The following is a 25,359-nucleotide window of genomic DNA, read 5'->3' on the forward strand; positions in this document are numbered from 1 at the left end:
CGATCAACCAAAGTCGCCGGTCGCGACATCGAAAGTCTCTGGGCGCGGCTCGCGTCACGACGCCTTGAGCAGCGCGCCCTCTCTCCACTTGAGGATCTTGTCGAAACTGACCACCGCGCCCTGCCGCCCGGGGCGGTTGCGGACGCGGACGTGGTCGGTGAGCGACTCGATGAGAAAAAGGCCCCTGCCGTGTTCGTCCTGGGCGGGGGCCGGTGTCTTCTGGCGCTGGGGCCGATTCGCGCGCCGCGGCTGCGGACGGCGATCACGGCGGTGCGGCTGCTCGGGGAAGCCCGGGCCGGAGTCCGTGACCTCGATCCGGCAGGTGTCGCCGTCGATGAACGCCGTCACGAGATAGCCGGTGGAGGAATCGCCGCCGTGCTCGACGGCGTTCGCACACGCCTCACTGAGGGCGACCGACAGGTCGTAGGAGATCTCGGGGTCGACCCCGGCCGTCTCCATGGTGCCGACCAGCAGTCGTCGTGCGAGCGCAACGCTCGCGGCCTCGCGCCGCAGATGGAGTGACCACCAAATGCTCATGCTCAGCCTCCTGGCCGCGACGACATACCGATACGTATAGCCACCGCTGATGGCCCGTAAGCCTGCCGAGCGCGTGAGACCGCTCATTCGGACGACGCGACGGACGGGTGCATCGGTGTATGGGGGTGTTCCCGTCGTGCGCCGGTACGCCCCCGTCGGGTGGCGATCGGTCGCCCCCTGCCGTAGGGAAGGTGTGAGCCCGGTGGGATGATGGCGCAGCCATGCCTCACCCTGTCGCGCGCGCCGGCGCCGATCTGCGACTGCTACGGGCCGCGGTCTTCACCGCGGTCTGTGTTCTGCTGTCCGCGGGCGGGCATGTGCTGGCCTCCTGCGCGAGCGTCCCGCTGTGGACGCTGGGCGCGGGCTTCGCGGCCGTGTTCGCGATCGCGGTGCCGCTGGCCGGGCGGGAGCGCTCGCTGCCGGGCATCGCGGCCGCGCTGGCCGCCGGGCAGCTCGCGCTGCACACGCTCTTCGGGCTCGGCCAGCACGACGCCGGGGTGACCCCGCGCCAGGCGGGTTCCGAGGGCCGGCTGATCACCTTCGCCGCGAAGCTGATCTGCAACCCACCGCATCCGATGTCCGCGACGGAGGCCCGGCGCGTCATCACCGACGCCGGGCTCGACCCGTCCGCGCACCCCATGCCGACGGCGCCCGCGCCGGCGTCGCCGCTGTCCGCGCTGGGCGTCCTGCCGCCCTCGCTGCCGATGCTGCTCGGCCACCTGCTCGCCGCGCTGGCCGCGGGCTGGCTGCTGCGGCGCGGTGACGCGGCGCTGTGGCGGATGGTCGGGCTGTCGGAGCGCTCGGCCCGTGGGTTCGCCGAGGCCGCGCTCGTACGCGCGCTGCGCTCCGCCCTCACGCTCGTACGCGCCCTGTGGGACCGCACCGGCGGTGGGCCCGTGGCGCCGGCCAGGGGCCGGTACGGGGACGAGGAGCGCCCGGCGGTCGAGCCGGTGCTCCAGCACGTCGTGATCCGGCGGGGACCGCCGCCTTTCGCCCTCGCGGCCTGACCACGCGACGCACTCCGGCATTTCGGGCGGAAGGGCGGTCGCGCTGTCGCCGCACGCGCACAACGCATCCCCTTCGTCCCCTCCTGCCTCTGGAGTGTCCCCATGAACGCCAACACCGCTCGCCTTCGCCGTCTCCCCCTCGTCGGCGGCATCGCCGCCGGAACGGTCCTGCTGCTCGCGGGGCCCGCCTTCGCGCACGTCAGCGTGCAGCCGGGCACCGCCGAGAAGGGCGGTTACAGCACCATCGCCTTCAAGGTGCCGAACGAGAAGAACGACGCCTCCACGGTGAAGCTGGAGGTCACCCTCGACCCCGAGCACCCGCTGTCCTCGGTGACGGTGCAGCCCGTGCCCGGCTGGGAGGTGAAGGTCGAGAAGAGCAAGCTCGACAAGCCGCTCCAGTCGCACGGCAAGACGATCGACGAGGCCGTCAGCAAGATCACCTGGTCCGGCGGCAAGATCGAGCCGGGTCAGTTCCAGCAGTTCCCGCTGTCGGTCGGCCAGCTGCCGACCGACGCCGACCAGCTGGTCTTCAAGGCGCTCCAGACCTACTCCGACGACGACGTCGTGCGCTGGATCGACCCGTCCAAGCCTGGCGGCGGGGAGGCCGAGCACCCGGCGCCGACGCTGAAGCTCGTCGCGAAGGCCGGTGCCGCGGACGCCGGTAAGAAGGCGGACGACAAGAAGGCGGACGAGAACAGCGCGCAGGCGGCGTCCTCCGACAAGAGCGACTCCGGCTCCGACACCACCGCCCGTGTCCTCGGCGTCGTCGGCATCGTCGTCGGTGTCGCGGGTGTCGCCTTCGGCGTGCTCGCCGGCCGCCGCCGCCCGACCGCCTGACGCACGGCCCTGCCGGGGCGGCGGCCGACGTGCCGCCGCCCCCGTACCACCGACCCCTGGAGAAGAAGCTCCATGCGCACCAAGATCCTCGGCGTGGCGCTGGCCACCGCCGCCGCGCTCACCCTCACCGCCTGCGGCGGCGGTTCGGGCGACGGCGGCGACAAGGCCGTGGCCGACGTGTCCGCGACGCCCAAGAAGGCCGCGATCACCCTGGACCGGCCGAACCCCAAACCGGACCTGGTCCTGACCGACACGTCCGAGAAGAAGTACGAGCTGGTCAAGGAGACCAAGGGCCATCCCGTCCTGCTCTACTTCGGCTACACCTACTGCCCCGACGTCTGCTCGACCGTGGTCGCCGACATGGCCGAGGCCGCGAAGAAGCTGCCCGAGGCGGACCGGAACAACCTGAAGATCGTCTTCGTGACCACCGACCCCGAGCGGGACACCCCCAAGCGGATGCGGGAGTGGCTCGACGCCCAGGGCGGTAAGGACATCGTCGGCCTGACCGGCTCGTTCGACACCATTCAGGCCGCCGCCAAGCCGCTCGGCATCCTCGTGGAGAAGCCGAAGAAGGAGAAGGACGGCTCCATCACCGTCAGCCATGGCGCCCAGGTCATCGGCTTCTCGCCGAAGGACGACGGCGGCCATTGGGTCTACACCGCCGAAACCACCGCCGCCCAGTACGCCAAAGATCTCCCGAAGATCGTCAAGGGGGAGAACCCGTGATGCGCAAGTCCACCGCCGCCACCGCCGCCGTTCTGCCGCTCCTGCTCGCCGGGGGCCTGCTGCTGGTCACCGGATGCCAGTCGGAGAAGAACGCCCTGGCCTCCGACAGGTCCGAGCTGTCCGTGAGCGGCGCCTATCTGCCGCAGCCCGCGATGCCGGACATGGCCGCCGCCTACCTCACCGTCAAGAACGACGGTGACAAGGCCGACCAGCTGACGTCCGTCACCAGCCCGCTCTCCGGTGACATCACCATGCACACCACCGAGGGCTCCCGGATGAAGCACGCCGGCAAGCTCGACGTGCCCGCGAAGGGCGAGCTCAAGCTCACCCGCGGCGGTGCGCACCTGATGCTCGGCAAGCTGACGCACAAGCCGAAGGTCGGCGAAAAGGTGGAGTTCACGCTGCGCTTCGCCACGTCCGGGACCATCAAGATCAAGGTCCCGGTCGAGACCACGACGTTCCGTCCCAAGGACTGACGTGCGATGAGGACCCTGACCACCGGACGGCTGCTGCCCCTGCTGGGCACCCTGCTCGCCGCGCTGCTGTGCGTGGTCGGCCCCGGCGCGGCCACCGCGTCGGCGCACGCCGCGCTCACCTCGACCGACCCCGCCGACGGGTCGGTGGTGCCGGCCGCGCCCCAGCGGGTGACGCTCACCTTCTCCGAGGGGGTGCTGCTGAACGCCGACTCGGTACGGGTCCTCGACCCGCGCGGTGAGCGCGTCGACGAGGGCAGGCCCACGCACGCGGACGGCAAGTCCGGCACCGCGACCGTCGGGCTGCGCGCCGGGATCGCCGACGGCACGTACACCGTGGCGTGGCAGGCCGTCTCGGCGGACAGCCACCCGGTGGCCGGGGCCTTCACCTTCTCCATAGGCGCGCCGTCGAAGACGGCGGCGAAGGTGGCGACGACCGAGATCGACCCGGTCGTCGACGGGTTCTACGGAGCGGCGCGGTACGCGGCGTACGCCGGTTTCGCGCTGCTCGTCGGCGGCTGCGTCTTCGCCGGTGTGTGCCGCTCGTCGCGACCCGTGCAGCGGGTCGCGGTGGGCGGCTGGATCACGCTCTTCGCCTCCACGGCCGCGTTGCTGCTGCTGCGCGGCGCGTACACGAGCGGCAAGGGGCCGGGTTCCGTCCTCGACCTGTCGCTGCTCGGCGACGTGCTGTCCACCAAACCGGGTGCCGCACTGCTGTCGCGGCTGCTGCTGCTGAGCGCGGCGGCCGTCTTCCTGGCCGTGCTCTTCGGCTCGTACGCCCGCGAGGACGACGACCGCACGGCCGGGGAGCGCCGGGACGTGGCGTACGGGCTCGGGATCGGCGGCGCGGTCGTCGCGACCGGGCTCGCGGCGACGTGGGCGATGGCCGAGCACGCCTCGGCCGGCCTCCAGACGTGGCTGGCGATGCCTGTGGACGTGCTGCACCTACTGGGGGTCGCGGTGTGGCTGGGCGGACTGGTGGCGCTGCTGGCCACGCTGTGGGCCGGTGGGCCGGTCAGCCGGGCGGCCGTGGCGCGCTTCTCGCGGCTGGCGTTCGCGTCGGTGTGCGTGCTGGTGGCGACGGGGCTGTACCAGTCCTGGCGGCAGGTCGGCTCGTGGGACGCCCTCACCGGCACCGAGTACGGGCGGCTGTTGCTGATCAAGGCCGGTCTGGTGGCCGTCCTGGTCGCGGTCGCCTACGTCTCGCGGCGCTGGACGGGCCGGCTCACCGACCGTACGGAGCCGAGGAAGGCCAAGGCTCCCGCTCCCGCGAAGGTGCCGACCGGCAGGAACGCCGGCGAGACCTCACCCGAACGGGCCGCTCAGCTCGCCCGGCAGCAGGCGGCGCTCACCAAGGCGGCCGGGCGGCGACAGCGCGACGCGGACGAGGGTCGCAGCGGACTACGGCGTTCCGTCCTGGCCGAGACCGGCGTCGCCGTCGTCCTGCTCGTCGTCACCACGCTGCTCACCGGTACCCAGCCGGGCCGCGCGGAGACCGAGCAGAAGGAGGCCGGGGCCGCACGCGCGGCGACGGCCGCCTCCGGACCGGCCGAGGTGCGGATCCCGTACGACACCGGCGGCACGAACGGCCGCGGCACGGCCGCCGTACGGATCGACCCGGCGCGTACGGGCGACAACACCGTGACCGTGACCGTGACCGACGCCGCCGGGCGGCCCGTCGACATACCGCAGCTCGACATCTCCTTCACCGAGACGCGCAAGGAGATCGGGCCGCTGCGCACCCCCCTCAAGCGCCTCGCCGCCGGCCGCTGGGAGGCGACCGGATTCCAGCTGCCCATGGCCGGCGAGTGGCAGCTCACCCTGACCGTACGGACCTCCGACATCGACCAGATCACGGAGATCAGGAACGTGAAGATCAACTGATGGCTGAACAGGCTGTGAAAGCGAAGCGGGACGGCCGGGACGAACGAAACGGCCAGGACGGTACGCGGGACGGTACGCACGCGATGAGCCGGCGGCGGCTCCTGGGCACCGCCGGGGCCGCCGGTGCGGCGGGGCTCGTCGTCGGCGGCGCGGGAGGCGCCTTCGCGGCGCGGGCCGTACGCGAGGAGCCGGCCGCACTGGCCGGGGTCGGCGCCGCCTCCGTACCGTTTCACGGGAAACATCAGCCGGGCATCGCCGACCCGGCGCAGGCGTGCGGTCATCTGCTCGCCTTCGACCTGGCGCCGGGAGCCGACCGCAAGGCCGCGGCCGCGCTGCTGCGCCGCTGGTCGGCGACGGCGGCGGAGCTGATGGCGGGCGAGGCGCCGAAGGGCGACACCACCGGCATCGCGCTCGACGCGGGCCCGTCGTCCCTGACGGTGACCTTCGGCTTCGGCCGCACCTTCTTCGACCGCACCGGCCTGGCCGCGAAGCGACCCGCCGCGCTGGAGCCGCTGCCCGCCTTCACCGGTGACGCGCTGGACGCCAAACGCGGCGAGGGCGACCTGTGGGTGCAGATCGGCGCCGACGACCCGCTCGTCGCCTTCCACGCGCTGCGCCTGCTGCAGAAGCAGGCCGGGGACGCGGCGCGCCCGCGCTGGCAGATGAACGGCTTCAACCGGACGCCGGGCGCCACCGCCGAGCCGATGACCGGGCGCAATCTGATGGGCCAGATCGATGGTACGAACAACCCCAAGCCGACGGACCCCGACTTCGCCGCGCGGGTCTTCGTGCCGGACGACTCCGGCGACTGGATGGCGGGCGGCTCGTACGCGGTCGTACGGCGCATCCGGATGCTGCTCGACAGCTGGGACCACCTGTCCCTGGAGCGCCAGGAGCGGGTGATCGGACGCCGCAAGTCCGACGGCGCGCCGCTGTCGGGCGGTACGGAGACGACCCCGGTCGACCTGAACAAGGTCGGCGCGGACGGCACGCTGGCGATCGCGGGCGACGCGCACATCCGGGTGGCGGCTCCGGAGTCCAACCGTGGCGCGGCCATGCTGCGGCGGGCGTTCTCGTACCACGACGGCTTCCGCGACGACGGCGCCCCGGACGCGGGCCTGCTGTTCATCGCCTGGCAGGCGGATCCGCGGCGCGGCTTCGTCCCGGTGCAGCGGAAGCTGGACCGGGGGGACGGCCTCTCGCGCTTCCTGCGGCACGAGTCGAGCGGCCTCTTCGCGGTGCCGGGCGGGTGCGCGGCGGGGGAGTATGTGGGGCAGCGATTGCTGGAGGGGTGATCTTCAGCTGGCTGGGATGACAGCGGACGCCCGCACGACCGAGCCCGTCCGGGGGCAACCTCCCAGCGGTAGCTGGGGGAGATCGAGGACACCGCGCGCAGCGCGGTCCGCGCGGCCCGAGGCCGACCTCGACGCCCACCTCGCCGACGGTAACGTGACAGCCCCCACGCGCGGACCGTTCCGGAGGAAACATGTCGGCCAGCCGCTACACCTATCTCGGCCCCGAGGGCACCTTCACCGAGGCCGCCCTGCGGACGCTCCCGGAGGCCGCGACGCGCGAGCTCGTGCCGATGGTCTCCGTGCCGGCCGCCCTCGACGCCGTGCGCAACGGTGAGGCCGCCGCCGCGCTCGTACCGATCGAGAACTCCGTCGAGGGCGGGGTGACCGCGACCCTCGACGAGCTGGCCACCGGCGCGCCGCTGATGATCTATCGCGAGGTGCTGCTCCAGATCGCGTTCGCGCTGCTCGTACGCCCCGGAACCGCGCTCTCCGACATCAAGACGGTCACCGGGCACCCCGTCGCGCAGCCGCAGGTGCGCAAGTGGCTGGCGGCGCATCTGCCGGAGGCGCGGTGGGAGTCGTCGGCGTCGAACGCGGACGGTGCGCGGCTGGTGCAGGAGGGGCGCTACGACGCGGCCTTCGCGGGAGAGTTCGCGGCGGCGACGTACGGGCTGGTGCCGCTGGTCACCGACATCCACGACGCGGAGAACGCGCAGACCCGGTTCGTCCTGGCCGGGCGCCCGGCGCGGCCGGCGGCGCGGACCGGCGCGGACAAGACGTCGGTGGTGGTGTGGCTGCGCGACGACCACCCGGGCGCGCTGCTGGAGCTGCTCCAGGAGTTCGCGACGCGCGGGGTGAACCTGATGCTCATCCAGTCGCGGCCGACGGGTGAGGGCATCGGCAATTACTGCTTCGCGATCGACGCGGAGGGGCACATCACCGACCGGCGGGTGGGCGAGGCGCTGATGGGGCTGAAGCGGATCTGCCCGAAGGTGCGGTTCCTCGGTTCGTACCCGCGCGCGGGCGTGGACCCGGCCGATCTGGGCGAGACGCCGCCGTCCACGTCGGACGGCGCGTTCATGGCGGCGGCGGACTGGCTGGCCCGGTGCCAGGACGGGCGGGCCTGAGAGCCCGCACGACAACCCGCGCGAGCCACATCTGAGCGCTGGCGTGATCCGGAAAGTTATCCACAGGTTCTTCCCGAGCTGGGGATAAGTCGACAGATCGAGGCCCGCCGGGCGATCCCGGAATCGGTCAAGGTCGACAAATCTCTCTAGCTACAGGGTCGTCATCCACAGCACCTAGGCGGCCCGGACGGGCCTCGCATCCCCACCCCGTCAGTCGAATGTCATCGAACAACCCTTTAGGGCGAGGCATTACCACCCGAATGAGTGGCTGAGTGATGTTTGCCCAAGGAATCCTCGACATAAGGGCAGAACCGGGTGGAACGTTCGATTCCGGTGTCCACAGATTTCACGCACAGCCTGTGGACAAAGAAACGGAACCTCCGGCACCTGTGGACAACCGAGCCACAACGGGGCCGCGCCGACTCCACCAACTCCCGCTCGCCGTAAGGGGTGTCGACGCTACACCCCACCCCTATGCCCCTTTTCGGCAATTGCGCGCGAATTCCCCCGGCTTTCCCCGGCGACTGGGGCGAGCCCGTTATTCACAGTCTTTTTCCCTGCCCTCAAAACAGGACAAACTATAACGAAGAGGAATATCGCGTCGAGCGATCGCGCCCACGAAGGTAGCCTGGTGGGGTGATTGACCTTCGCCTGCTTCGTGAGGACCCCGACCGTGTGCGCGCCTCCCAGCGCGCCCGTGGAGAGGACGTCGACGTCGTCGACGCGCTGCTCTCCGCCGACGAACGGCGCAGGTCGTCCAGCGTCCGCTTCGATGAACTTCGCTCCGAGCAGAAGGCGCTCGGCAAGCTCATCCCCAAGGCCACCGGTGACGAGAAGGCCGAGCTGCTGAAGAAGGCCGGCGAGCTGTCCGCCGCCGTCAAGGCCGCCGACGCCGAGCAGGACGAGGCCGCCGCCGAGGCGCAGCGTCTCCTGCTGCGGATCGGCAATCTCGTCCACCCCGACGTGCCGCGCGGCGGCGAGGACGACTTCGTCGTCCTGGAGACCGTCGGCACCCCCCGCGACTTCGCCGCCGAGGGCTTCGAGCCCAAGGACCACCTGGAGCTCGGCCAGGCGCTCGGCGCGATCGACGTCGAGCGCGGCGCCAAGGTCTCCGGCTCGCGCTTCTACTACCTGACGGGTATCGGCGCGCTGCTGGAGCTCGCGCTCGTCAACGCCGCCATCGCCCAGGCCACCGCCGCCGGCTTCACGCCGATGCTCACCCCCGCGCTGGTCAAGCCGCGCGCCATGGAGGGCACCGGCTTCCTCGGCCAGGCCGCCCAGGACGTCTACCACCTGGACAACGACGACCTGTACCTGGTCGGCACGTCCGAGGTGCCGCTCGCGGCGTACCACATGGACGAGATCCTCGACGCGTCGCAGCTGCCGCTGCGCTACGCCGGCTTCTCGCCGTGCTTCCGCCGCGAGGCCGGCACATACGGCAAGGACACCCGCGGCATCTTCCGCGTGCACCAGTTCGACAAGGTCGAGATGTTCTCGTACATCGCGCCCGAGGACGCCGAGGCCGAGCACGCGCGCCTGCTGGAGTGGGAGAAGCAGTGGCTGACCAGCCTGGAGCTGCCCTACCAGGTGATCGACGTCGCCACGGGTGACCTGGGCTCCTCCGCCTCGCGCAAGTTCGACTGCGAGGCGTGGATCCCCACCCAGGGCAAGTACCGCGAGCTGACCTCCACCTCCAACTGCGACGAGTTCCAGTCCCGCCGCCTGTCCATCCGGATGCGCGACGGCAAGAACGTCAAGCCGGTGGCGACCCTCAACGGCACCCTGTGCGCGGTCCCGCGCACGATCGTGGCGATCCTGGAGAACCACCAGCAGGCCGACGGCACGGTCCGCGTCCCCGAGGTCCTGCGTCCGTACCTGGGCGGCCGGGAGATCCTGGAGCCCCTCGCCAAGTGAGCCCGAGCACGCTGCCGTACCGGCTGATCGCGACCGACCTCGACGGCACGCTGCTGCGCTCCGACGACACCGTCTCGGAGCGCACCCGCGCCGCGCTCGACCGGGTCACGGCGGCGGGTGCCTCGCACATCATCGTCACCGGCCGGTCGGTGCCGTGGACCAAGCACATCCTGGACACGCTGGACTACCGCGGCCTCGCGGTATGTGGTCAGGGCGCTCAGGTTTACCACGCCGGCGAGCACAGACTGCTGACGTCGGTGACGCTGGACCGGCAGCTCGCCGGACTGGCGCTGGCCAAGGTCGAGGCGGAGGTCGGCCCGCTCTTCCTCGCCGCCAGCCGTGACGGCATGGACGGCGAGGTGCTGGTCGGCCCCGGCTACCGCATCCAGGAGGGCCCGCTGCCGGCCATCCCGATCACCGACCCGAGCGAGCTGTGGGCCGCGCCCCTGAACAAGCTCTACCTCCAGCACCCGGACCTCGGCGACGACGGTCTGGCGGAGGTGGCGCGGGCGGTCGCCGGCGACCTGGTGGGCGTGACGATGGCGGGCGCCGGCATCGTCGAGCTGCTGCCGCTGGGCCTCAGCAAGGCCACGGGCCTGTCGCTGGCCGCCCGCCGGCTGGGCATGAAGGCCGCCGACACGATCGCCTTCGGCGACATGCCCAATGACGTCCCGATGTTCGGCTGGGCGGCCCACGGCGTGGCCATGGCCAACGCCCACGCCGAGCTGAAGGCCGTGGCGGACGAGATCACGGACTCGAACGAGGACGACGGGATCGCGGTCGTCCTGGAGCGCCTGTTCCCCTGAGGAGCCCCCCTTTCAGGTCGGGGGTCCTCGCATCGTCGTCAGGGGCTCCCGGCTCTTCGTCGCGACCCTCCGATGCGCGGTCACGGGGATCCGCCGTGCGGGTGAAGTCCCACGGCGGCCGCCCGTTCGTGAGCGGCCAGAGGGCCAGCCCGATGGCCACGGAGATCGCGTGGCCGATGTCGGTGTACGTGCCTCCGGTGGTCAGCGGAACGGCGAAGAACAGCACCAGCGCGGTGAGGTGGAGCCACCGCCAGGGCCGGGGCACGCGGTAGGCGAGGATGCCGGCCGCCGCGGCGAGTCCGTACGAGACGCCTATGTCGACCACGTGCTTCATCGAGCGCGGCAGGGAGTGCTCCTCGATGGACATCAGGACCACCTGTTGGCTGATGAGCGTGGCCGCGACATGCGCGACGGCGACGGTGAACAGCCAGCGCAGGGTGCCGATCCAGCGCTCGACATTGGCGTGGACGAGCTCGAACAGCCCGGCATAGAGCAGGAACGACGACGGGTTCTCGATCCAGAAGCCGCTGATCAGCAGCGACTGCATCGGATGCTTGTTCAGCTGGTGGATGTTGCTGCTGGTGCGGTGCAGGAGGAAGGTCTCCAGGTCCTGACTGGCCGCGGCGACGACCAGGCTGGTGACGCCGATGATCAGCAGCCAGATGTGGGTGCCGGGCGAGGTGCGGACCCAGGAGCGTATGCCGGAGCGCAGGCGGGAGACGTCGGCCTTCACCACTCGACGGTAGCCCGGGGAGCGTCGGTGTGCAGTTGTAGGATGACTGGGCAACCGGGTGAGTGACCTCGGCGCATCGACGAGCTTCGGAGGAGCAGCGGCATGGCACTGCGGGCGGCGGGACGGCAGTCCCTGGTGGACACCGTCGTGGATCAGTTGCGCACGCAGGTCGCCGCCGGCGAGTGGCGGGTCGGCGAGCGCATCCCGACCGAGCACGCGCTCGCCGAACAGCTCCAGGTCGGGCGGAACACCGTCCGCGAGGCCGTACGGGTGCTCGTACACGCCGGGATGCTCCGCTCACGGCAGGGCGAGGGCACGTTCGTCGTCTCCATGGCCGACCCCGCGGAGATCATGCGCGGGGTGCAGCGCGCCGGCGTCCGGGACGTGCTGGAGCTGCGGATCGCGCTGGAGGTGGAGGCCGCACGGCTCGCGGCGCTGCGCCACGAGCCCGCCGACCTGGAGCGGATGCGGGCCGCACTCCAGGCCCAGACGGCCTTCGAGGACGCCGAAGGTCAGCCCGACTCCGGCAACCTGGAGCTCTACGCGGAACACGACGTCGAGTTCCACAAGGCGGTCGTGGAGGCGGCGCACAACAGCGCGCTGACCGCGACGTACGCCTGGTTCAGCAGCTCGGTGCGGGAGGCGCTGGTCACCGCGCTCGGCGACCGGGAGATGCCGCGCATCGACCACGGCGACCACGACGACCTGCTGGACGCCATCGCGTCCGGCGACCCCGAGGCGGCCGCGCGCGCCGCCCGGCTGCTGCTCGAACGCCCGAAACAGGCCGTCGAGTCCCTGCTCGCCGACAGCTGACGTTCCCAACGGCGGGCCGGCGCCGGTTCCCCCCTCCCCGACCTCTCAGACACCCCTTTTGGAGAGACACCCATGCCAAAGACGAGGCCCGAAGCACCACTGATCGACGCGGAGGAGGATCTGGCCCCCGCGCCACCCGTCGTCGCCGCACGGCGGCGGCTGCGCGCCCACCCCGCGCTCGTGATGCTCGGCATCGTCCTGGCCTCGCTCAACATGCGTGCCGCGCTGGCCGGGGTGTCGCCGCTGCTCGGTGAGATCGGCGACCACTTCCACCTGGCGGCCACCGCGAGCAGCCTGGTGACGACCATTCCGCTCGTCTTCATGGGCCTCGGCTCGATCGTCGCGCCGAAGCTGGCCCGCCGGTGGGGCACCGAGGCGGTGCTGTGCGGCGCGCTCCTCCTGCTGTGCGGCGGCATCCTGCTGCGCGTCGCCCCGCCGGTCGTCGCGCTGTTCGTCGGCTGCGCGCTCGTCGGCACGGCGATAGCCCTGCTGAACGTCCTGATGCCGGGCCTGATCAAGCGGGACTTCCCCGAGCGGGCCGCGAGCATGACCGCGCTCTACTCCACCGCGATGATCCTCGGCGCCACCATCTCCGCCGCCTCCGCCGTGCCGCTGGAGGAGGCCCTCGGCGGCTGGCAGGGCTCCCTCGTCTCCTGGGCGCTGCTGGCGGCCGTCGCGGCGGCCGCCTGGGTCCCCCAGGCGGTCATCGCGCGCCGGGGCACCCACCACGGCCAGGCGGCTGCCGCCGCGCGCCGGCCCGCCGCCGACAGCGGACCCGGGTTGCTGCGTACGCCGCTGGCCTGGCAGGTCACCCTGTTCATGGGCATGCAGTCGCTGATCGCCTATGTCTGCATCGCCTGGATGCCGACCGTCTTCACCGACAACGGCATGAGCAAGAGCGAGGCCGGCATCGTCTACGCCTTCTACACGCTGGTGCAGATGGCCGGCTCGTTCGTGGTGCCCCTCCTGGCCGGGCGGATGCGCGACCAGCGGCTGCTGGCCGTCGGCGTCGTGGCCCTCATGGCGGCGGGCACGACCGGACTGCTGCTCGCTCCCGTGGCGGGCGCGTGGGTCTGGGCGACGATGATGGGCGTCGCCCAGGGCGGCACGCTGGGACTCGCGTTGACGATGATGGTGCTGCGCTCGGGCGACGCGCACACGGCCGCGCGACTGTCGGGCATGGCCCAGACGTGGGGCTATCTCCTGGCGTCCGTCGGGCCGTTCGCGATCGGCGCGGTCCACCAGGCGACGGGCGGCTGGACACTGCCGGTCGCACTGCTGCTCGTCGCCTGCGCGGGTCTGGTCTTTCTCGGACTCGGCGCCGGGCGCGATCGGAAGATCTGAGACGTTGAGGTGACAGGAGGCTCCCCCGGGGAGCCTCCGCACTCGTCGTGAGGAGTCCGTTCGTCATGCACGTGCCTTCCCGCATCACCGTCCCCGCCGCGCTCGCCGGCTATCACGACGAGTTCGACGGGGAGGCGGGGCGCAGATGGGTCGCCGCCCTGCCGGACCTCGCCGCGCGGTTCCTGGACCACTGGCGGCTGCGGCCGGACGGTCCCGCCTCGCACGGCTATGTGGCGCTCGTCCTGCCCGTCCTGCGCGAGGACGGCAGCCCGGCCGCCCTCAAGCTCCAGCCCCTCACCGACGAGAGCGTCGGCGAGCCCGCCGCGCTGCGCGCCTGGGGCGGTGACGGCGCCGTCGGGCTCCTCGACCTCGACGACGCGTCCGGCACGATGCTGCTGGAGCGGCTGGACGCCGGGCGCTCGCTGATGTCCGTGGCGGACGACGAAGCGGCGGTGCGGACGCTCTCGGAGCTGTTGGCGCGGCTGCTGAAGGCGCCCGCCCCGGCCGGGCTGCGCACCCTGGGGCACGTCGCGGGCGCGATGCTCGACGACGTCACGGCGGCGCTGCCGGGCCTGGCCGATCCCGCCGAGCGCCGGGTGGTGGCCGACTGCGCCGACGCCGTACGGGACGTGGTCGGCGAGCCGGGCGACCGACTGCTGCACTGGGACCTGCATTACGAGAACGTGCTGGCCCCGCTGCCCGGTTCGGCGCGGGAGCCGTGGCTGGCCATCGACCCCAAGCCGCTGGTGGGCGACCCGGGCTTCGAGCTGCTGCCCGCGCTGCACGACCGGTGGGACGACATCGTCGCGACGGGTGACGTGGAGCGGGCCGTGCTGCGCCGCTTCGACCTGATGACCGAGGTGCTGGGCCTGGACCGGCGGCGGGCGGCGCGCTGGACGCTCGGGCGGGTCCTGCAGAACGCCCTGTGGGAGATGGAGGACGCGGAGGAGGGCGAGGACGTCACCCTGGCCCCGGAGCAGATGGCGATAGCCCGTGCGCTGAAGGCCGCCCGCATGTAAGGGGCGGCCTCCCCTGGAGACCGCCCCTTACTTCTGCACGCGCTTTCCGCGTCAGCCGTACAACCTGCCGGTCACTCCTCGCCGGCGAGGGTGAGCCCGCGCAGCTTCTGGCCCGCGAACCAGGTCGCCAGTGCGGTGACGCCGATCAGCAGGGTGAGCGCGAGCGGCAGACCCACGTCGGCGGTGACGGCGCCGTCCGCGCCGATCTTCTGGGCGAGGGCGAGCGACCACTGCTGGACGCTGAGGGTGCGGGCGCCGGCGATGAGGCTGCCGAAGAGGGACTCCCAGACCAGGGCGTAGACGAGGCCGGCCACGACCGCGTGCCGGGTGACGGTGCCCAGGAGCAGGAAGATCGCGCTGTAGGCGACGGAGGCGACGGCCGCCGCGACGGCGTAGGCGACGGCGATCCGCTGGCTGTTGCCGTTCAGGATGAAGCCCGCGATCAGGGTCGGGACGGCCGAGAAGGCGGCCGTGACACCGATCGCGACGACCAGCTTGGTGAAGATGATCGTGGGCCGCTTGATGGGCTTGGAGAGGAGATAGACCACCGAGCCGTCGTCGATCTCCGGGCCGATGGCGCCCGTGCCGGCGACGACACCGATGAGCGGCACCATGGTGGCGAGCGCGAAGCCGCCCAGGACATTGCCGGCGGTGTCGTCGTCCGCACCGGTCAGCACGCGGATGACGACGGAGATGGCGATCAGCAGGGCGGGCAGCGCGAAGAGGATGAAGGCGCGGCGGCGGCCGAGGAGCCCCCGGTAGGTGAGCCGGGCGACGGTGGGGTTGAACATGGCGCTCAGGGCTCCTTTCAGGCCGCGACGAGGTAGGAGAAGACCGATTCCAGGGACTCGTCGGAGGGCGAGACCGTCAGGAGCCGGATGCCGTGCGCGCGGGCGACGCGCGGCAGGAGGGCGGTGAAGCGGCCGAAGTCGACTGCCTGGATCCGCAGAGCGCCTTCCTGGACGTCCACCTCGATGCCGGACGTCGAGGGGTCGGCGATCAGGGCGGCGGCCAGGGCGCGGTCGTCGCTGGAGCGGACGACGTAGCGGTGCGGGCGGTCCGTCATCAGGCGGCGGATCTTGCGGAAGTCGCCGGAGGCGGCGTGCCGGCCGGCGACGACGACCTCGATGTGGGCGGCCAGTTGCTCGACCTCCTCCAGGATGTGCGAGGAGAACAGCACCGTGCGGCCCTCCGCGCCCATCCGCCGCAGGAGGTCCATCAACTGCATGCGCTGGCGGGGGTCCATGCCGTTGAAGGGCTCGTCCAGGAGGAGCACCGACGGTTCGTGGACGAGCGCGGAGGCCATCTTCACGCGCTGGCGCATGCCCTTGCTGTACGTGGCGATCTTGCGGTCCTGCGCGTACTCCATCTCCACGGTGGCGAGCGCGTGCTGGGCCTCCTTGGCGCCCAGGCCGTGCAGTTCGGCGTTGGCGCGGACGAACTCCTGGCCCGTGAGGAAGTCGTACATCGCCTCGCGCTCGGGGACGATGCCGATGTGGCGGTAGATCGTCTCGTTGCGCCAGATGGTCTGCCCGTCGAGGGTGACCGTGCCGGTGGAGGGGGCGAGGAAGCCGCCCATCATGTTGATGAGGGTGGACTTTCCGGCGCCGTTGGGGCCGAGGAGGCCGGTGACACCGGGTCCCACGGTCATGGAGACGTCGTTGACGGCGACCACATTGCCGAACCAGCGGGAGACGTTGTCGATGTGAAGGGAGGTCACAGCCCGACCTTTCGGTAGCGGCGCATCAGCAGCCCGTACGACCCGGCGATCAGGGCGAGCAGTACGAGGACGTAGACGACACCGGTGCCGGCGCCGGGGCCGTGGCCGCCGGGGAAGGCGGACGTGGCGGAGAGGAACGCCGTCTGGACGCCGTCGATCAGGGTGATCGGCGAGAAGAGGCCGAGCCAGCTGATCGCGTCGGTGTTGTCGCGGGCCATGGCGATGCCCTGGATGGTGGACACGGCGCCGTAGGAGATCGTCAGTACGGCGATGACGGCGGCGACGCCGAAGCCGCGGCGCGGGGTGAGGGCGGCGACCACGAGGCCGATGCCGGCGAAGAGGAGCGACAGCAGGGCCACGGAGACCAGTCCTTGCGCGAAGCCCTTCGTCTGGTCGGCGAAGTCCATCTTGGCGAGCAGCGCGCCCACGTAGAGGATCAGAAGGGGGACACCGGTGAGGATGAACAGGGCGGAGGCCATCGCCGCGAACTTGGCCGCCACATAGTCGACTCGCTCGATCGGGCGGGAGAAGTACAGCGGGATGGACTTGAAGCGCAGGTCGCGCGAGACGGACTGCGGTGCCTGCGCCGCCAGATAGAGGCCGATGACCGCCTGCATGACGACCGCGTAGCGGGTGTAGGCCACCGGGAGGTCGTTCATCTTGGTGGTCACCGCGACCGCCACCATGATGGCGGCGGGCACGCACATGACCCCGAAGAGGATCATCGGCAGGACCTTGGACTTCGCCGAGCGGCCCAAGCCGTACGCGCCGCGCAGGCTCTGCGAGAACAGCGAGCGGCGGGCGTAGGCGCGGCCGAGGCGGGCGCCGGAGTAGTTGCGGTAGCCGATGTTGTGGATGACGTCCTGGGCGGGCGCCGTGGTGGTCTCAGGCGGCATCGGGGGCGCCTCCGTTCTGCTGGTCGCGCTCGGCCTCTGCGGGCTTCCGCCGGTCGGTGCCCCGGGCCGGGGTCGTGGCGGGTGCCTCCTCGTCCCGGAAGACCTCCGCGATGCGGTGGCGGCGCTGTTCCATGCGGACCAGCCCGAGGCCGAGGTCGGCGACGGCGTCGCGGACCGTGTCGTACGTGCTGTCGTCGGCGACGTCGACGAGGAGCACCCGGCCGGAGGCGGGGGCGCCGTCGGCCGACCGGCCCGCCGGCTGGACCGTGAGCCCCGCGCCGGCGAGGGCGGTCAGCAGCGCGGCCGTGCCGTCCGGGCGGGCGTCCGAGTCCGTGACCTCCACGGCGAGGGAGCCGGTGGTCTGGGTGAACTCGTCCGTGGAGGAGGAGCGCAGGAGCTTGCCGCCGTCGATGACGACGACGTGGTCGCACGTGCGCTCCAGCTCGCCGAGCAGGTGCGAGGTGACCAGCACCGAGATGCCGAAGTCGCTGTGGACGCGCCGGATCAGGCCGAGCATCTCGTCGCGGCCGGCCGGGTCGAGTCCGTTGGTGGGCTCGTCCAGCAGGACCAGCTGCGGGTCGTGGACGAGCGCCTGGGCCAGCTTGACCCGCTGCTTCATGCCGGTCGAGTAGCCGCCGATGGGGCGGTAGCGCTCCTCGTAGAGCCCCACGTGGCGCAGGGTGTCGGCGGTGCGCTCGCGGGCGGCGGTGGCGGGCAGGCCGGACATGCGGGCCATGTGGACGACGAACTCCGTCGCCGAGACGTCGGGCGGCAGGCAGTCGTGCTCGGGCATATAGCCGACCCGCTCCCGGATCGCCCCGCCCTGGGTGGCGACATCGAGGCCGAGCACGCTGGCGCGGCCCTCGGTGGCCGGGGAGAGGCCGAGCAGGATCTTGATCAGGGTGGACTTGCCGGCTCCGTTGGCCCCCACCAGGCCCGTCACGCCCGGCGTGATGTCGACGGACAACTGGTCGAGAGCGGTCACCCGGGGGAACCGCTTGCTGAGGCTTTCGGTAGCGATCACAGTCACGTCCTCGACGGTAGTGGGGCGCACCGCCACGGTCGTCAGACCAGATGGCTGGTTGTGCCTAGTCCTCGGGTCTGACATTCCCGTAGGGGGTGTCGCACCCTCGGGGGCCGGAGCCCGGGGGTGAGGGTTACCGAAAGTTATCCACAGGCCGTGCACAACCCTTGACGCAGCCGCCGGGCATTGTCACATTCATCAGTGTCAAGTTGCGGGACGTGGACCGACGTGTGACCCACAGGGGACGGCGGGTGGCGATGACCTCAGCAGTGGCTCATGAACTCAGCGCGGATTTGCGGGGGTTCAAGGAAGTACAGCGCCTCGCCTACGCGTGCGCCGAAGCGGTCGCCGGGCAGCTCCGGCCGGGCGTGAGCGAGCGCGACGCGGCCCGGATGCAGCGCGAGTGGCTGCGCGAGCGCGGGGTGCGGGACTGGTTCCATCTGCCCTTCGCGTGGTTCGGGGACCGCACGGCGTTCGTGGGATTCCGGATACCGCTCCAGTTCTTCCCCACGGACCGGCGGCTGGAGCCGGGGATGGCGTTCATCCTCGACATGGCGCCGGTGCACCACGGCTTCACGGCGGACATCGGATATTCGGGCTGCCTCGGGCCCGATCCGCTGCACGACCGGTTGATGACCGACCTCCGGGCGCACCGGGAGCTGATCCTCCGCGAGGTGCGCGAGCGGCGGCCGCTGCGGGAGATCTATGAGGACGTGGACCGGCTCATGATGCGCCAGGGCTACGCCAACCGGCACCGCGCGTATCCCTTCGGCGTGATCGCGCACAAGGTGGGCCGGGTGCGGGAGCGCCGCTGGTCACCGCATGTGTTCGGGTTCGGCACCCAGGCGCTCAAGGGGCTGGCCGCCGACGCCCTGCACGGCCACCGGGAGGGCTGGTCGCCGCTGTGGAGCCCGCACCGGTTCTCGGACCACCCGCCCCGGCCGGGGCTGTGGGCGGTCGAGCCGCATCTCGGCTTCCGGGGGACGGGCGCGAAGTTCGAGGAGCTCCTGGTGGTCACGGATTCCCGTGACCCCGAGGAGAGCGCGTTCTGGCTGGACGACGATCTGCCGCATGTGCGGCACCGGCAGGAGGAGAGGGCCGCATGACCGGCGGAGCCGAGGAGATCGGGACCGGCGCGCGCGAGCGGCGGGTCCGCACGGGCGGCATCGAGCTGTGCGTCACGGAGCTGGGGGACGCCTCGCGCCCCACGGTGGTGCTGCTGCACGGCTATCCGGACAGCAAGGAGGTCTGGTCCGAGGTCGCCGAGCGGCTCCGCGACCGCTTCCACGTCGTGCTGTACGACGTCCGCGGCTGCGGGCGCTCGACGGCGCCGAAGCCGCTGCGGGGCGGCTTCACCCTGGAGAAGCTCACGGACGACTTCCTCGCGGTCGCGGACGCGGTGAGCCCGGACGCGCCGGTGCACCTCGTGGGGCACGACTGGGGATCGGTGCAGGGCTGGGAGTTCGCCACCGTGGCCCGCACCGAGGGCCGCATCGCCTCCTTCACCTCGATCTCCGGGCCGTCCCTGGACCACATGGCCCTCTGGCTCAAGGAGCGCGTGACGCGGCCGACCCCGCGCCGGGCCGCCCAGTTCCTCGGCCAGGGAGCACGGTCCTGGTATGTGTACGCCCTGCACACCCCGGTGCTGCCCGAGGCGCTGATGCGCGGACCGATGGCCAAGCAGTGGCCGAAGATCCTCGCCCGGATGGAGAAGCTGCCCAGCGACACCTATCCGACGCCCTCGCTCCCCACGGACGCGGCGCACGGCGCCTGGCTGTACCGCGACAACATCCGGGCCCGGCTGCGCCGGCCGCGCACGGACGCGTACTCCCATGTCCCGGTGCAGCTGATCACCCCGACCGGGGACGCCTTCCTTTCCGAGCGGCTCTACGACGGCCTGGAGAAGTGGGCGCCCGGCCTGGTGCGGCACACCCTGGCCGCCAAGCACTGGGTGCCGCGCACCCGGCCCGACCAGCTGTCCGCCTGGATCGCCGAGTTCGTGACGGCCCGGGAGGCCGGCACCGCGGGCGCTCCGGCGGGCGGCGGCGCGCCCGCCGACCCGTACGCCCAGGCGTTCGGCGGACGGCTGGTGCTGGTGACGGGGGCGGCCAGTGGCATCGGCCGTGCCACGGCGTTCGCCTTCGCGGAGGCCGGGGCCCGGGTCGTCGCGGTCGACCGGGACGCCGAAGGGGCGGCCCGTACGGCGGAGCTGGCCCGGCTGCTGGGCGCGCCCGAGGCGTGGGCCGAGACCGCCGACGTGTCGGACGAGCAGGTGATGGAGAAGCTGGCCGCCACGGTCGCCGCCGAATACGGCGTGGTCGACGTGCTGGTCAACAACGCCGGCATCGGCATGGCCGGCACCTTCATGGACACCTCGGCCGACGACTGGCGGAAGGTCCTCGACGTCAATCTGTGGGGCGTCATCCACGGCTGCCGGACCTTCGGCAAGCAGATGGCGGAGCGCGGCCAGGGCGGCCATATCGTCAACGTCGCCTCCGCGGCGGCCTTCCAGCCCGCGAAGGACCTCGTCGCCTACAGCACATCGAAGGCCGCCGTGCTGATGCTCACCGAATGCCTGCGCGCCGAGCTGGCCGGGCAGGGCATCGGGGTCACCGCGATCTGCCCCGGCATCGTCAACACCGGGATCACCGCCGGCGCGCGCTTCGCGGGCGTCACCGAGGAGGAGCAGCGGCGGCGCCGCGCCAAGGCCGCCCGCCTGTACGGCATCCGCAACTACCCGCCGGAGAAGGTCGCCGACGCGATCCTGCGGGCCGTGCTCCGCGATCGGGCCGTCGTCCCGGTCACCCCCGAGGCGCACGGGCTGCGCTTCATGTCCCGTTTCACCCCCCGGTTGCTGCGCGCCCTCGCGCGGATCGACCTCCCGCTGTAGCGCACACCCGACCACCGCCGGGAGGTACCCGGCGGACTGCCCGCAGAGGAGCGGAGATGGAGCACGGTCACCGAAGCGGCCACGCGATAACCCCGCGTCGCGTCTCCTTCGACTGGGGCGCGACGCCACTGCACTGGATCCCGGGCGAGCCCACCGCCACGCACGTCATCAACGTCCTGCACCTGCTGCTGCCGGCCGGCGAGCGGTGGTTCGTCAAGGTGTTCAAGGAGGCCCTCCCCCTCGTCGTGGACGAGGAGCTGCTCAAGGACGTGAGGGGCTTCATGGGCCAGGAGGCCACGCACAGCGTGCAGCACGCGTATGTGCTCGACCACCTCGCCGAACAGGGCCTGGACACCGCGCCGTACACCCGCCACGTGGAGTTCCTCTTCGATGTGCTGCTCGGCGAGAGACCGCCGCTCGGCCTGCCGATACCCGACCTGGAGTGGCTGCGGTTCCGGCTCTCGGTGATAGCCGCGGTCGAGCAGTTCACCGCCGTGCTGGGCAACTGGGTGCTCGCCGCCGACGGTCTGGACCGGGCCGACCCGGACCCGGTGATGCTCGACCTGCTGCGCTGGCACGGCGCGGAGGAGGTCGAACACCGGTCGGTGGCCTTCGACATGTACGAGCACTGCGGCGGTGATAACCCGGGACGCTACGCCCGGCGGGTGCTCGGGATGGCGTTCACCGCTCCCGTGCTGGTCTATCTGTGGACGTGGGGCTCGGACTATCTGCTGCGGCACGACCCCGAGCTCATGGGCCGGCAGCGCTATTCGCTGCGGGAGTTCAACAAGGCCGTGGCGAAGGGGCTGCTGCCCTCCTGGAGGGATTTGGGCGCGGCCGTGCCCCGGTACATGAAGCGGTCGTACCATCCCTCGAAGGAGGGGTCCCTGCGCCGGGCCGTGGACTACCTGGCGACCTCGCCGGCGGCGCGGGCCGCGGCGGGCGCGATCGGCCGCGCCGCCATCTCGTGAGGAGCTCCCCGTGAACCAGCGGTCCGAAGCCCCCGACCAGGCCGGGCGACAGTACGAGCGGGCCACGGCCGAGTACCGCATCGAGGACCTGGCCCACCGCAGCGGTGCCACCGTCCGTACGATCCGGGCCTACCAGGACCGTGGGCTGCTCCCCAAGCCGGAGCGGCGCGGCCGGGCCAACGTCTACGGGGACACGCACCTGGCGCGGCTGCGCCAGATCTCGGGGCTCCTGGACCGCGGATACACCCTGGCCAGCATCAAGGAGCTGCTGGACGCCTGGGACACGGGCCGGGGGCTCGGCGGAGTCCTCGGGCTGGTCACCGAGGTCGACGGGCCGTGGACCGACGAGACGACCGAGCGGATCACCCGCGCGGAGCTGGACGAGCGGTTCGGCGGCGCACGGGACGACGAGGCCGTCGACGACGCGGTGGACCTCGGCGTGCTCGTACGGCTGCCGGGCGCGCCGGACGAGTTCCTCGTGCCGAGCCCCCGGGAGCTGTCCGTCGCCGCCGAGCTGCATCTGGCCGGGGTGCCGCTGCCCGCCATCTCCGGGCATCTGCGCGAGCTGCGCACCCAGGTCGAGCACATCGCCGGGCGCTTCCTCGACTTCACGACCGAGCATGTCTTCCAGCCGTACTTCGACCACCCGCCGACCGACGAGGAGGCCACGGAGGCCGCCGCCCTGGTGCGCCGCCTGCGCCCCCTGGCCCAGCAGACCGTCGACGCCGAACTCGCCCGCGCGATGCGGATCTTGGCCACCCGGTATCTGCACCGCCACCTGGGGACGGCGGTCGCGGCGGAGGGTGAGGACGGGAGCGACGACACCGTCGCTCCGGCCGCCGCCCCCGGCGGTGACACCCCCGGCGAGGCGGTCCGTCTGCCCGCCGGGACCGTCCGGGCCGTCCGCGCGCTGGTGGGCGCGTCGAGCGTGGAGGCGTTCATCACCGCGGCCACCGAACGCGAGGTGCGGGCCCGCACGATGGACGCGCTGGTGTCCCGCGAGCGGGGAGACCGCGACGAAAATGGGGAAGCGCCCCCGGACAGGGCTTCTTAAGATCGTTGCCAGTAGGGGCGCGGAGTGCGGCCGAGGAGACCAGCGCGGCGAGGAGCCGATCATGGACACCCAGCGGTCCACCCGCATCTCGAAATTCCTCGCCAAGCACCTCCGCCACGAGCCCGAGCGGATCGGCATCGCCCTCGACCCGCACGGCTGGACGCCCGTCGACGGGCTGCTCGCCGCGAGCGCGGCGCACGGCTTCCCTTTCAGCCGGGCCGAGCTGGAGGAGGTCGTCGCCGCCAATGACAAGCGGCGGTACGCCATCGACGGCGACCGGATCCGCGCCAACCAGGGCCACTCCGTGCCAGTGGACCTGGGTCTGCCGGCCACCGAGCCACCCCCGGTGCTCTTCCACGGCACGGTGGCGGGCTCTGTCGCGCTCATCCGCGCCGAGGGTCTGCGGCCCATGGCGCGCCACGCGGTGCACCTGTCGGCCGACCGCGCGACCGCGACCCGGGTGGGCGCGCGCCGCGGCAAGGCGGTCGTGCTGACCGTCGACGCGGGTGCCATGCACCGGGCCGGTCACGTCTTCCGGCTCAGTGAGAACGGTGTGTGGCTGGTCGATCGCGTACCGGCGGAATTCCTGCGTTTCCCGGGCTGAGCACGACAAAGGCGCCGCGCCCGCACCCTTCTCGGCTCACAACCCGGGCGCTCCCCACACCGGGAACCAGCGCCCCAGGTCCTCCTCGATCCGCAGGTCGTCGCCCAGCAGGGCACGCGCCTGGAGCTCCAGCGCGCTGTCCCGCCTGTCTTCCCCGGCTCCGCCGCCCGCCACCGGCGCGAAGGGGTAGAACGTGCCGCGCTTGTAGAGATAGACGAGGGCCAGTGAACGCCCCTCGGCGGCGCGGAAGCCCAGCAGCGAGCAGAGCAGCTGCGGGCCGAAACCGCCTTCCTGGAGCAGGGTGTTGACCGCGTGCAGGTCGTTGACGAGCGCGACCGTGCCCTCCAGGTCCGCCGGCTGCCGCGCCAGCAGCCAGGTGTAGCCGTACGAGTCCTGGCTGAACTCCACGGGCACGCCGCCGCGCTCCGTATCGGCGTCCAGCAGTGCCCGTACGTCCTGCTGGAGGCGGGTGAAGGCCCCGCCCTCCACGCTCGCGAAACACACCGAGCCCTGCCCGGTGGGGGCGAAGCCGGCGCCCGCTTCGAGGGTGACGGCGGCCGACGGCAGGGCGAAGAGCTGGTCCAGGTCGGGGCGCACCGGCTTGCTGCGGCCGAGGATGGCGTCCAGGAAACCCACGGGCACACGCTCCTTTCAGCGAACCGTCCGGGCGGCGGCCCGGACAGGTCAGGCCCGGCCGAGCTGGGCCGAGATGCGACCGAGCTGCTCCAGCCGCTGTTCCAGGGTCGGGTGGGAGGAGAGCAGCCGGTGCGCGCTGCCCTTGGCGAAGGCCGGGGCGAAGTAGAAGGCGTTGAACGGCTCGGCCTGTCGCAGGTCCCGGGTGGGGATGCGCGCCATCTGCCCGGTGACCTTGGTGAGCGCCGACGCCAGCGCCGAGGGCCGGCCCGTCAGCAGCGCCCCGGCGCGGTCGGCGGACAGCTCGCGGTAGCGGGACAGCAGCCGGGTGAGCAGGAAGCTGATGGCGTAGACGACGGCGCTGATCAGCGGGATCAGCACCACGAGGAGGGCGGCGCTGCTGTCGCGGTCGCCCACCCGCCGGAAGCCGCCCCACAGCCCGATGCGGGTGATGATTCCGGCCAGCACGCCCAGGAAGGACGCGATGGTCATGACGGCGACGTCGCGGTGCGCGACATGGGAGAGCTCGTGGGCGAGGACGCCCTCCAGCTCCTCGGGCTCCAACCGGCGCATCAGCCCGGTCGTGGCGCAGACCAGGGCGTTCTTCTGGTTACGGCCGGTGGCGAAGGCGTTCGGCACGTCGCTGTCGGCCAGGGCCACCCGGGGCTTGGGCATGTCCGCGAGCGCGCACAGCCGGTCGACGGCCCCGTGCAGCTCGGGCGCCTGCTCCGGGGTGACCTCGCGGGCGCCCATGCTGAAGGCCGCTATCCGGTCGCTGAACCAGAACTGGGCGACGAACATGGCACCCGCGATGACCAGGATGATCGGCCAGCCGCCGCGCACCAGGGCCACCAGCACCCCCACGAAGACCACATAGAGCAGCCCGATGAAGAACATCGTGCCCACCATGCGGGTGGTCAGCCCCCGGTCGGCAGCGAATCGGGTCCTCGACGAGCGGTGCATGGGGTACCTCCAAGGCTCTGCGGAACCATGCCCCCAGTACGTGCCTCTGCCCCGATTCTCCCCCCTCACCGGCTGTGCGCGGGGTAAAG

General features: G+C 71.9%; 25 protein-coding genes. 17 read left to right on the forward strand and 8 right to left on the reverse strand.

Annotated elements, in window-relative coordinates:
- Positions 1-54 precede the first annotated feature (54 nt).
- Positions 55-537, reverse strand: coding sequence for an ATP-binding protein (locus tag ACZ303_RS01830; RefSeq protein WP_467334015.1), 483 nt, complete (start codon positions 535-537; stop codon positions 55-57).
- A 221-nt stretch (positions 538-758) separates the two neighbouring features.
- On the opposite strand from ACZ303_RS01830, the gene ACZ303_RS01835 reads away from it, so the two are divergent.
- The 9 genes from ACZ303_RS01835 (at position 759) to ACZ303_RS01875 (ending at position 10,606) form a co-directional block, all read left to right on the forward strand.
- The gene (locus ACZ303_RS01835) at positions 759-1,544 is read left to right on the forward strand and encodes a hypothetical protein (protein WP_467334017.1); all 786 of its coding nucleotides are present in this window, start codon (positions 759-761) and stop codon (positions 1,542-1,544) included.
- A 102-nt stretch (positions 1,545-1,646) separates the two neighbouring features.
- Positions 1,647-2,381 carry a YcnI family copper-binding membrane protein gene (locus ACZ303_RS01840; RefSeq protein ID WP_467334019.1) on the forward strand — a complete coding sequence of 245 codons (735 nt, stop codon included), beginning with the start codon at positions 1,647-1,649 and terminating at the stop codon, positions 2,379-2,381.
- A 72-nt stretch (positions 2,382-2,453) separates the two neighbouring features.
- Positions 2,454-3,107 carry an SCO family protein gene (locus ACZ303_RS01845; RefSeq protein ID WP_467334022.1) on the forward strand — a complete coding sequence of 218 codons (654 nt, stop codon included), beginning with the start codon at positions 2,454-2,456 and terminating at the stop codon, positions 3,105-3,107.
- Positions 3,107-3,583, forward strand: coding sequence for a copper chaperone PCu(A)C (locus ACZ303_RS01850; RefSeq protein ID WP_467334024.1), 477 nt, complete (start codon positions 3,107-3,109; stop codon positions 3,581-3,583). The genes ACZ303_RS01845 and ACZ303_RS01850 overlap by 1 nt, the downstream gene beginning before the upstream one ends.
- A gap of 6 nt (positions 3,584-3,589) precedes the next feature.
- Complete coding sequence (locus ACZ303_RS01855) at positions 3,590-5,464, forward strand: copper resistance CopC/CopD family protein (protein ID WP_467334025.1); 1,875 nt, start codon at positions 3,590-3,592, stop codon at positions 5,462-5,464.
- An 83-nt stretch (positions 5,465-5,547) separates the two neighbouring features.
- Positions 5,548-6,759, forward strand: coding sequence for an iron uptake transporter deferrochelatase/peroxidase subunit (gene efeB, locus ACZ303_RS01860; protein WP_467334599.1), 1,212 nt, complete (start codon positions 5,548-5,550; stop codon positions 6,757-6,759).
- A 191-nt stretch (positions 6,760-6,950) separates the two neighbouring features.
- Positions 6,951-7,886, forward strand: a complete 936-nt coding sequence (gene pheA, locus ACZ303_RS01865) for a prephenate dehydratase (protein WP_467334027.1) — start codon at positions 6,951-6,953, stop codon at positions 7,884-7,886.
- A gap of 636 nt (positions 7,887-8,522) precedes the next feature.
- Positions 8,523-9,800 (forward strand): serine--tRNA ligase, encoded by a 1,278-nt coding sequence (serS, locus tag ACZ303_RS01870; RefSeq protein ID WP_467334029.1) that lies wholly within the window; start codon positions 8,523-8,525, stop codon positions 9,798-9,800.
- Positions 9,797-10,606 (forward strand): HAD family hydrolase, encoded by an 810-nt coding sequence (locus ACZ303_RS01875; protein ID WP_467334031.1) that lies wholly within the window; start codon positions 9,797-9,799, stop codon positions 10,604-10,606. Before serS ends, ACZ303_RS01875 begins: the two co-directional genes overlap by 4 nt.
- Here the strand turns inward: ACZ303_RS01875 and ACZ303_RS01880 are convergent.
- Positions 10,548-11,339, reverse strand: coding sequence for a rhomboid-like protein (locus ACZ303_RS01880; protein ID WP_467334033.1), 792 nt, complete (start codon positions 11,337-11,339; stop codon positions 10,548-10,550). The genes ACZ303_RS01875 and ACZ303_RS01880 overlap by 59 nt on opposite strands.
- 102 nt (positions 11,340-11,441) lie before the next feature.
- Here ACZ303_RS01880 and ACZ303_RS01885 point away from each other — a divergent pair, with 102 nt between their 5' ends.
- From ACZ303_RS01885 to ACZ303_RS01895, 3 genes are all read left to right on the forward strand, one after another.
- Entirely contained in the window at positions 11,442-12,152 is a 711-nt protein-coding gene (locus ACZ303_RS01885; protein ID WP_467334035.1) for a FadR/GntR family transcriptional regulator, read from the forward strand.
- Between the two features lie 72 nt (positions 12,153-12,224).
- Complete coding sequence (locus ACZ303_RS01890; RefSeq protein ID WP_467334037.1) at positions 12,225-13,496, forward strand: CynX/NimT family MFS transporter; 1,272 nt, start codon at positions 12,225-12,227, stop codon at positions 13,494-13,496.
- Between the two features lie 65 nt (positions 13,497-13,561).
- Positions 13,562-14,515: an aminoglycoside phosphotransferase family protein gene (locus ACZ303_RS01895; protein WP_467334039.1), complete on the forward strand. Its 954-nt coding sequence runs from the start codon at positions 13,562-13,564 to the stop codon at positions 14,513-14,515.
- Positions 14,516-14,586: 71 nt separating this feature from the next.
- Here ACZ303_RS01895 and ACZ303_RS01900 read toward each other — a convergent pair whose 3' ends face one another.
- Genes ACZ303_RS01900 through ACZ303_RS01915 form a run of 4 tightly spaced genes read right to left on the reverse strand, consistent with a single transcriptional unit; the run spans position 14,587 to position 18,155 of the window.
- Positions 14,587-15,306 (reverse strand): ABC transporter permease subunit, encoded by a 720-nt coding sequence (locus tag ACZ303_RS01900; RefSeq protein WP_467334041.1) that lies wholly within the window; start codon positions 15,304-15,306, stop codon positions 14,587-14,589.
- 17 nt (positions 15,307-15,323) lie between these two features.
- On the reverse strand, positions 15,324-16,235 hold the full coding sequence (locus tag ACZ303_RS01905) for an ABC transporter ATP-binding protein (RefSeq protein WP_467334043.1): 912 nt from the start codon (positions 16,233-16,235) through the stop codon (positions 15,324-15,326).
- Positions 16,232-17,131: an ABC transporter permease subunit gene (locus ACZ303_RS01910; protein WP_467334045.1), complete on the reverse strand. Its 900-nt coding sequence runs from the start codon at positions 17,129-17,131 to the stop codon at positions 16,232-16,234. Before ACZ303_RS01910 ends, ACZ303_RS01905 begins: the two co-directional genes overlap by 4 nt.
- On the reverse strand, positions 17,121-18,155 hold the full coding sequence (locus ACZ303_RS01915) for an ABC transporter ATP-binding protein (RefSeq protein WP_467334601.1): 1,035 nt from the start codon (positions 18,153-18,155) through the stop codon (positions 17,121-17,123). Before ACZ303_RS01915 ends, ACZ303_RS01910 begins: the two co-directional genes overlap by 11 nt.
- A gap of 257 nt (positions 18,156-18,412) precedes the next feature.
- Between ACZ303_RS01915 and ACZ303_RS01920 the strand changes: the two genes are divergently transcribed.
- The 5 genes from ACZ303_RS01920 (at position 18,413) to ACZ303_RS01940 (ending at position 23,674) form a co-directional block, all read left to right on the forward strand.
- On the forward strand, positions 18,413-19,261 hold the full coding sequence (locus ACZ303_RS01920; protein WP_467334047.1) for a M24 family metallopeptidase: 849 nt from the start codon (positions 18,413-18,415) through the stop codon (positions 19,259-19,261).
- Complete coding sequence (locus ACZ303_RS01925) at positions 19,258-21,045, forward strand: SDR family oxidoreductase (RefSeq protein WP_467334049.1); 1,788 nt, start codon at positions 19,258-19,260, stop codon at positions 21,043-21,045. Before ACZ303_RS01920 ends, ACZ303_RS01925 begins: the two co-directional genes overlap by 4 nt.
- Before the next feature lie 56 nt (positions 21,046-21,101).
- Positions 21,102-22,016 (forward strand): metal-dependent hydrolase, encoded by a 915-nt coding sequence (locus ACZ303_RS01930; RefSeq protein WP_467334051.1) that lies wholly within the window; start codon positions 21,102-21,104, stop codon positions 22,014-22,016.
- A gap of 10 nt (positions 22,017-22,026) precedes the next feature.
- Complete coding sequence (locus tag ACZ303_RS01935; RefSeq protein ID WP_467334053.1) at positions 22,027-23,070, forward strand: MerR family transcriptional regulator; 1,044 nt, start codon at positions 22,027-22,029, stop codon at positions 23,068-23,070.
- A gap of 61 nt (positions 23,071-23,131) precedes the next feature.
- Entirely contained in the window at positions 23,132-23,674 is a 543-nt protein-coding gene (locus ACZ303_RS01940; RefSeq protein WP_467334055.1) for an RNA 2'-phosphotransferase, read from the forward strand.
- Between the two features lie 36 nt (positions 23,675-23,710).
- On the opposite strand, the gene pspAB is transcribed toward ACZ303_RS01940, so the two are convergent.
- Entirely contained in the window at positions 23,711-24,310 is a 600-nt protein-coding gene (pspAB, locus tag ACZ303_RS01945) for a PspA-associated protein PspAB (RefSeq protein WP_467334057.1), read from the reverse strand.
- Positions 24,311-24,358: 48 nt separating this feature from the next.
- On the reverse strand, positions 24,359-25,270 hold the full coding sequence (gene htpX, locus ACZ303_RS01950) for a zinc metalloprotease HtpX (protein ID WP_467334059.1): 912 nt from the start codon (positions 25,268-25,270) through the stop codon (positions 24,359-24,361).
- Positions 25,271-25,359: the final 89 nt, after the last annotated feature.

This window comes from Streptomyces sp. NPDC023527 (genome assembly GCF_055560115.1).

What these genes read in the sequence shown, in the direction of transcription:
- ACZ303_RS01930 (WP_467334051.1), top strand. Translation starts at nt 21,102, where the DNA reads ATGGAGCACGGTCACCGAAGCGGCCACGCGATAACCCCGCGTCGCGTC.
- ACZ303_RS01840 (WP_467334019.1), top strand. Translation starts at nt 1,647, where the DNA reads ATGAACGCCAACACCGCTCGCCTTCGCCGTCTCCCCCTCGTCGGCGGC.
- ACZ303_RS01830 (WP_467334015.1), bottom strand. Translation starts at nt 537, where the DNA reads ATGAGCATTTGGTGGTCACTCCATCTGCGGCGCGAGGCCGCGAGCGTT.
- ACZ303_RS01940 (WP_467334055.1), top strand. Translation starts at nt 23,132, where the DNA reads ATGGACACCCAGCGGTCCACCCGCATCTCGAAATTCCTCGCCAAGCAC.
- ACZ303_RS01920 (WP_467334047.1), top strand. Translation starts at nt 18,413, where the DNA reads ATGACCTCAGCAGTGGCTCATGAACTCAGCGCGGATTTGCGGGGGTTC.
- ACZ303_RS01835 (WP_467334017.1), top strand. Translation starts at nt 759, where the DNA reads ATGCCTCACCCTGTCGCGCGCGCCGGCGCCGATCTGCGACTGCTACGG.
- pheA (WP_467334027.1), top strand. Translation starts at nt 6,951, where the DNA reads ATGTCGGCCAGCCGCTACACCTATCTCGGCCCCGAGGGCACCTTCACC.
- ACZ303_RS01925 (WP_467334049.1), top strand. Translation starts at nt 19,258, where the DNA reads ATGACCGGCGGAGCCGAGGAGATCGGGACCGGCGCGCGCGAGCGGCGG.
- ACZ303_RS01895 (WP_467334039.1), top strand. Translation starts at nt 13,562, where the DNA reads ATGCACGTGCCTTCCCGCATCACCGTCCCCGCCGCGCTCGCCGGCTAT.
- ACZ303_RS01850 (WP_467334024.1), top strand. Translation starts at nt 3,107, where the DNA reads ATGCGCAAGTCCACCGCCGCCACCGCCGCCGTTCTGCCGCTCCTGCTC.
- ACZ303_RS01855 (WP_467334025.1), top strand. Translation starts at nt 3,590, where the DNA reads ATGAGGACCCTGACCACCGGACGGCTGCTGCCCCTGCTGGGCACCCTG.
- ACZ303_RS01890 (WP_467334037.1), top strand. Translation starts at nt 12,225, where the DNA reads ATGCCAAAGACGAGGCCCGAAGCACCACTGATCGACGCGGAGGAGGAT.
- efeB (WP_467334599.1), top strand. Translation starts at nt 5,548, where the DNA reads ATGAGCCGGCGGCGGCTCCTGGGCACCGCCGGGGCCGCCGGTGCGGCG.
- ACZ303_RS01845 (WP_467334022.1), top strand. Translation starts at nt 2,454, where the DNA reads ATGCGCACCAAGATCCTCGGCGTGGCGCTGGCCACCGCCGCCGCGCTC.
- ACZ303_RS01885 (WP_467334035.1), top strand. Translation starts at nt 11,442, where the DNA reads ATGGCACTGCGGGCGGCGGGACGGCAGTCCCTGGTGGACACCGTCGTG.
- htpX (WP_467334059.1), bottom strand. Translation starts at nt 25,270, where the DNA reads ATGCACCGCTCGTCGAGGACCCGATTCGCTGCCGACCGGGGGCTGACC.
- ACZ303_RS01900 (WP_467334041.1), bottom strand. Translation starts at nt 15,306, where the DNA reads ATGTTCAACCCCACCGTCGCCCGGCTCACCTACCGGGGGCTCCTCGGC.
- ACZ303_RS01910 (WP_467334045.1), bottom strand. Translation starts at nt 17,131, where the DNA reads ATGCCGCCTGAGACCACCACGGCGCCCGCCCAGGACGTCATCCACAAC.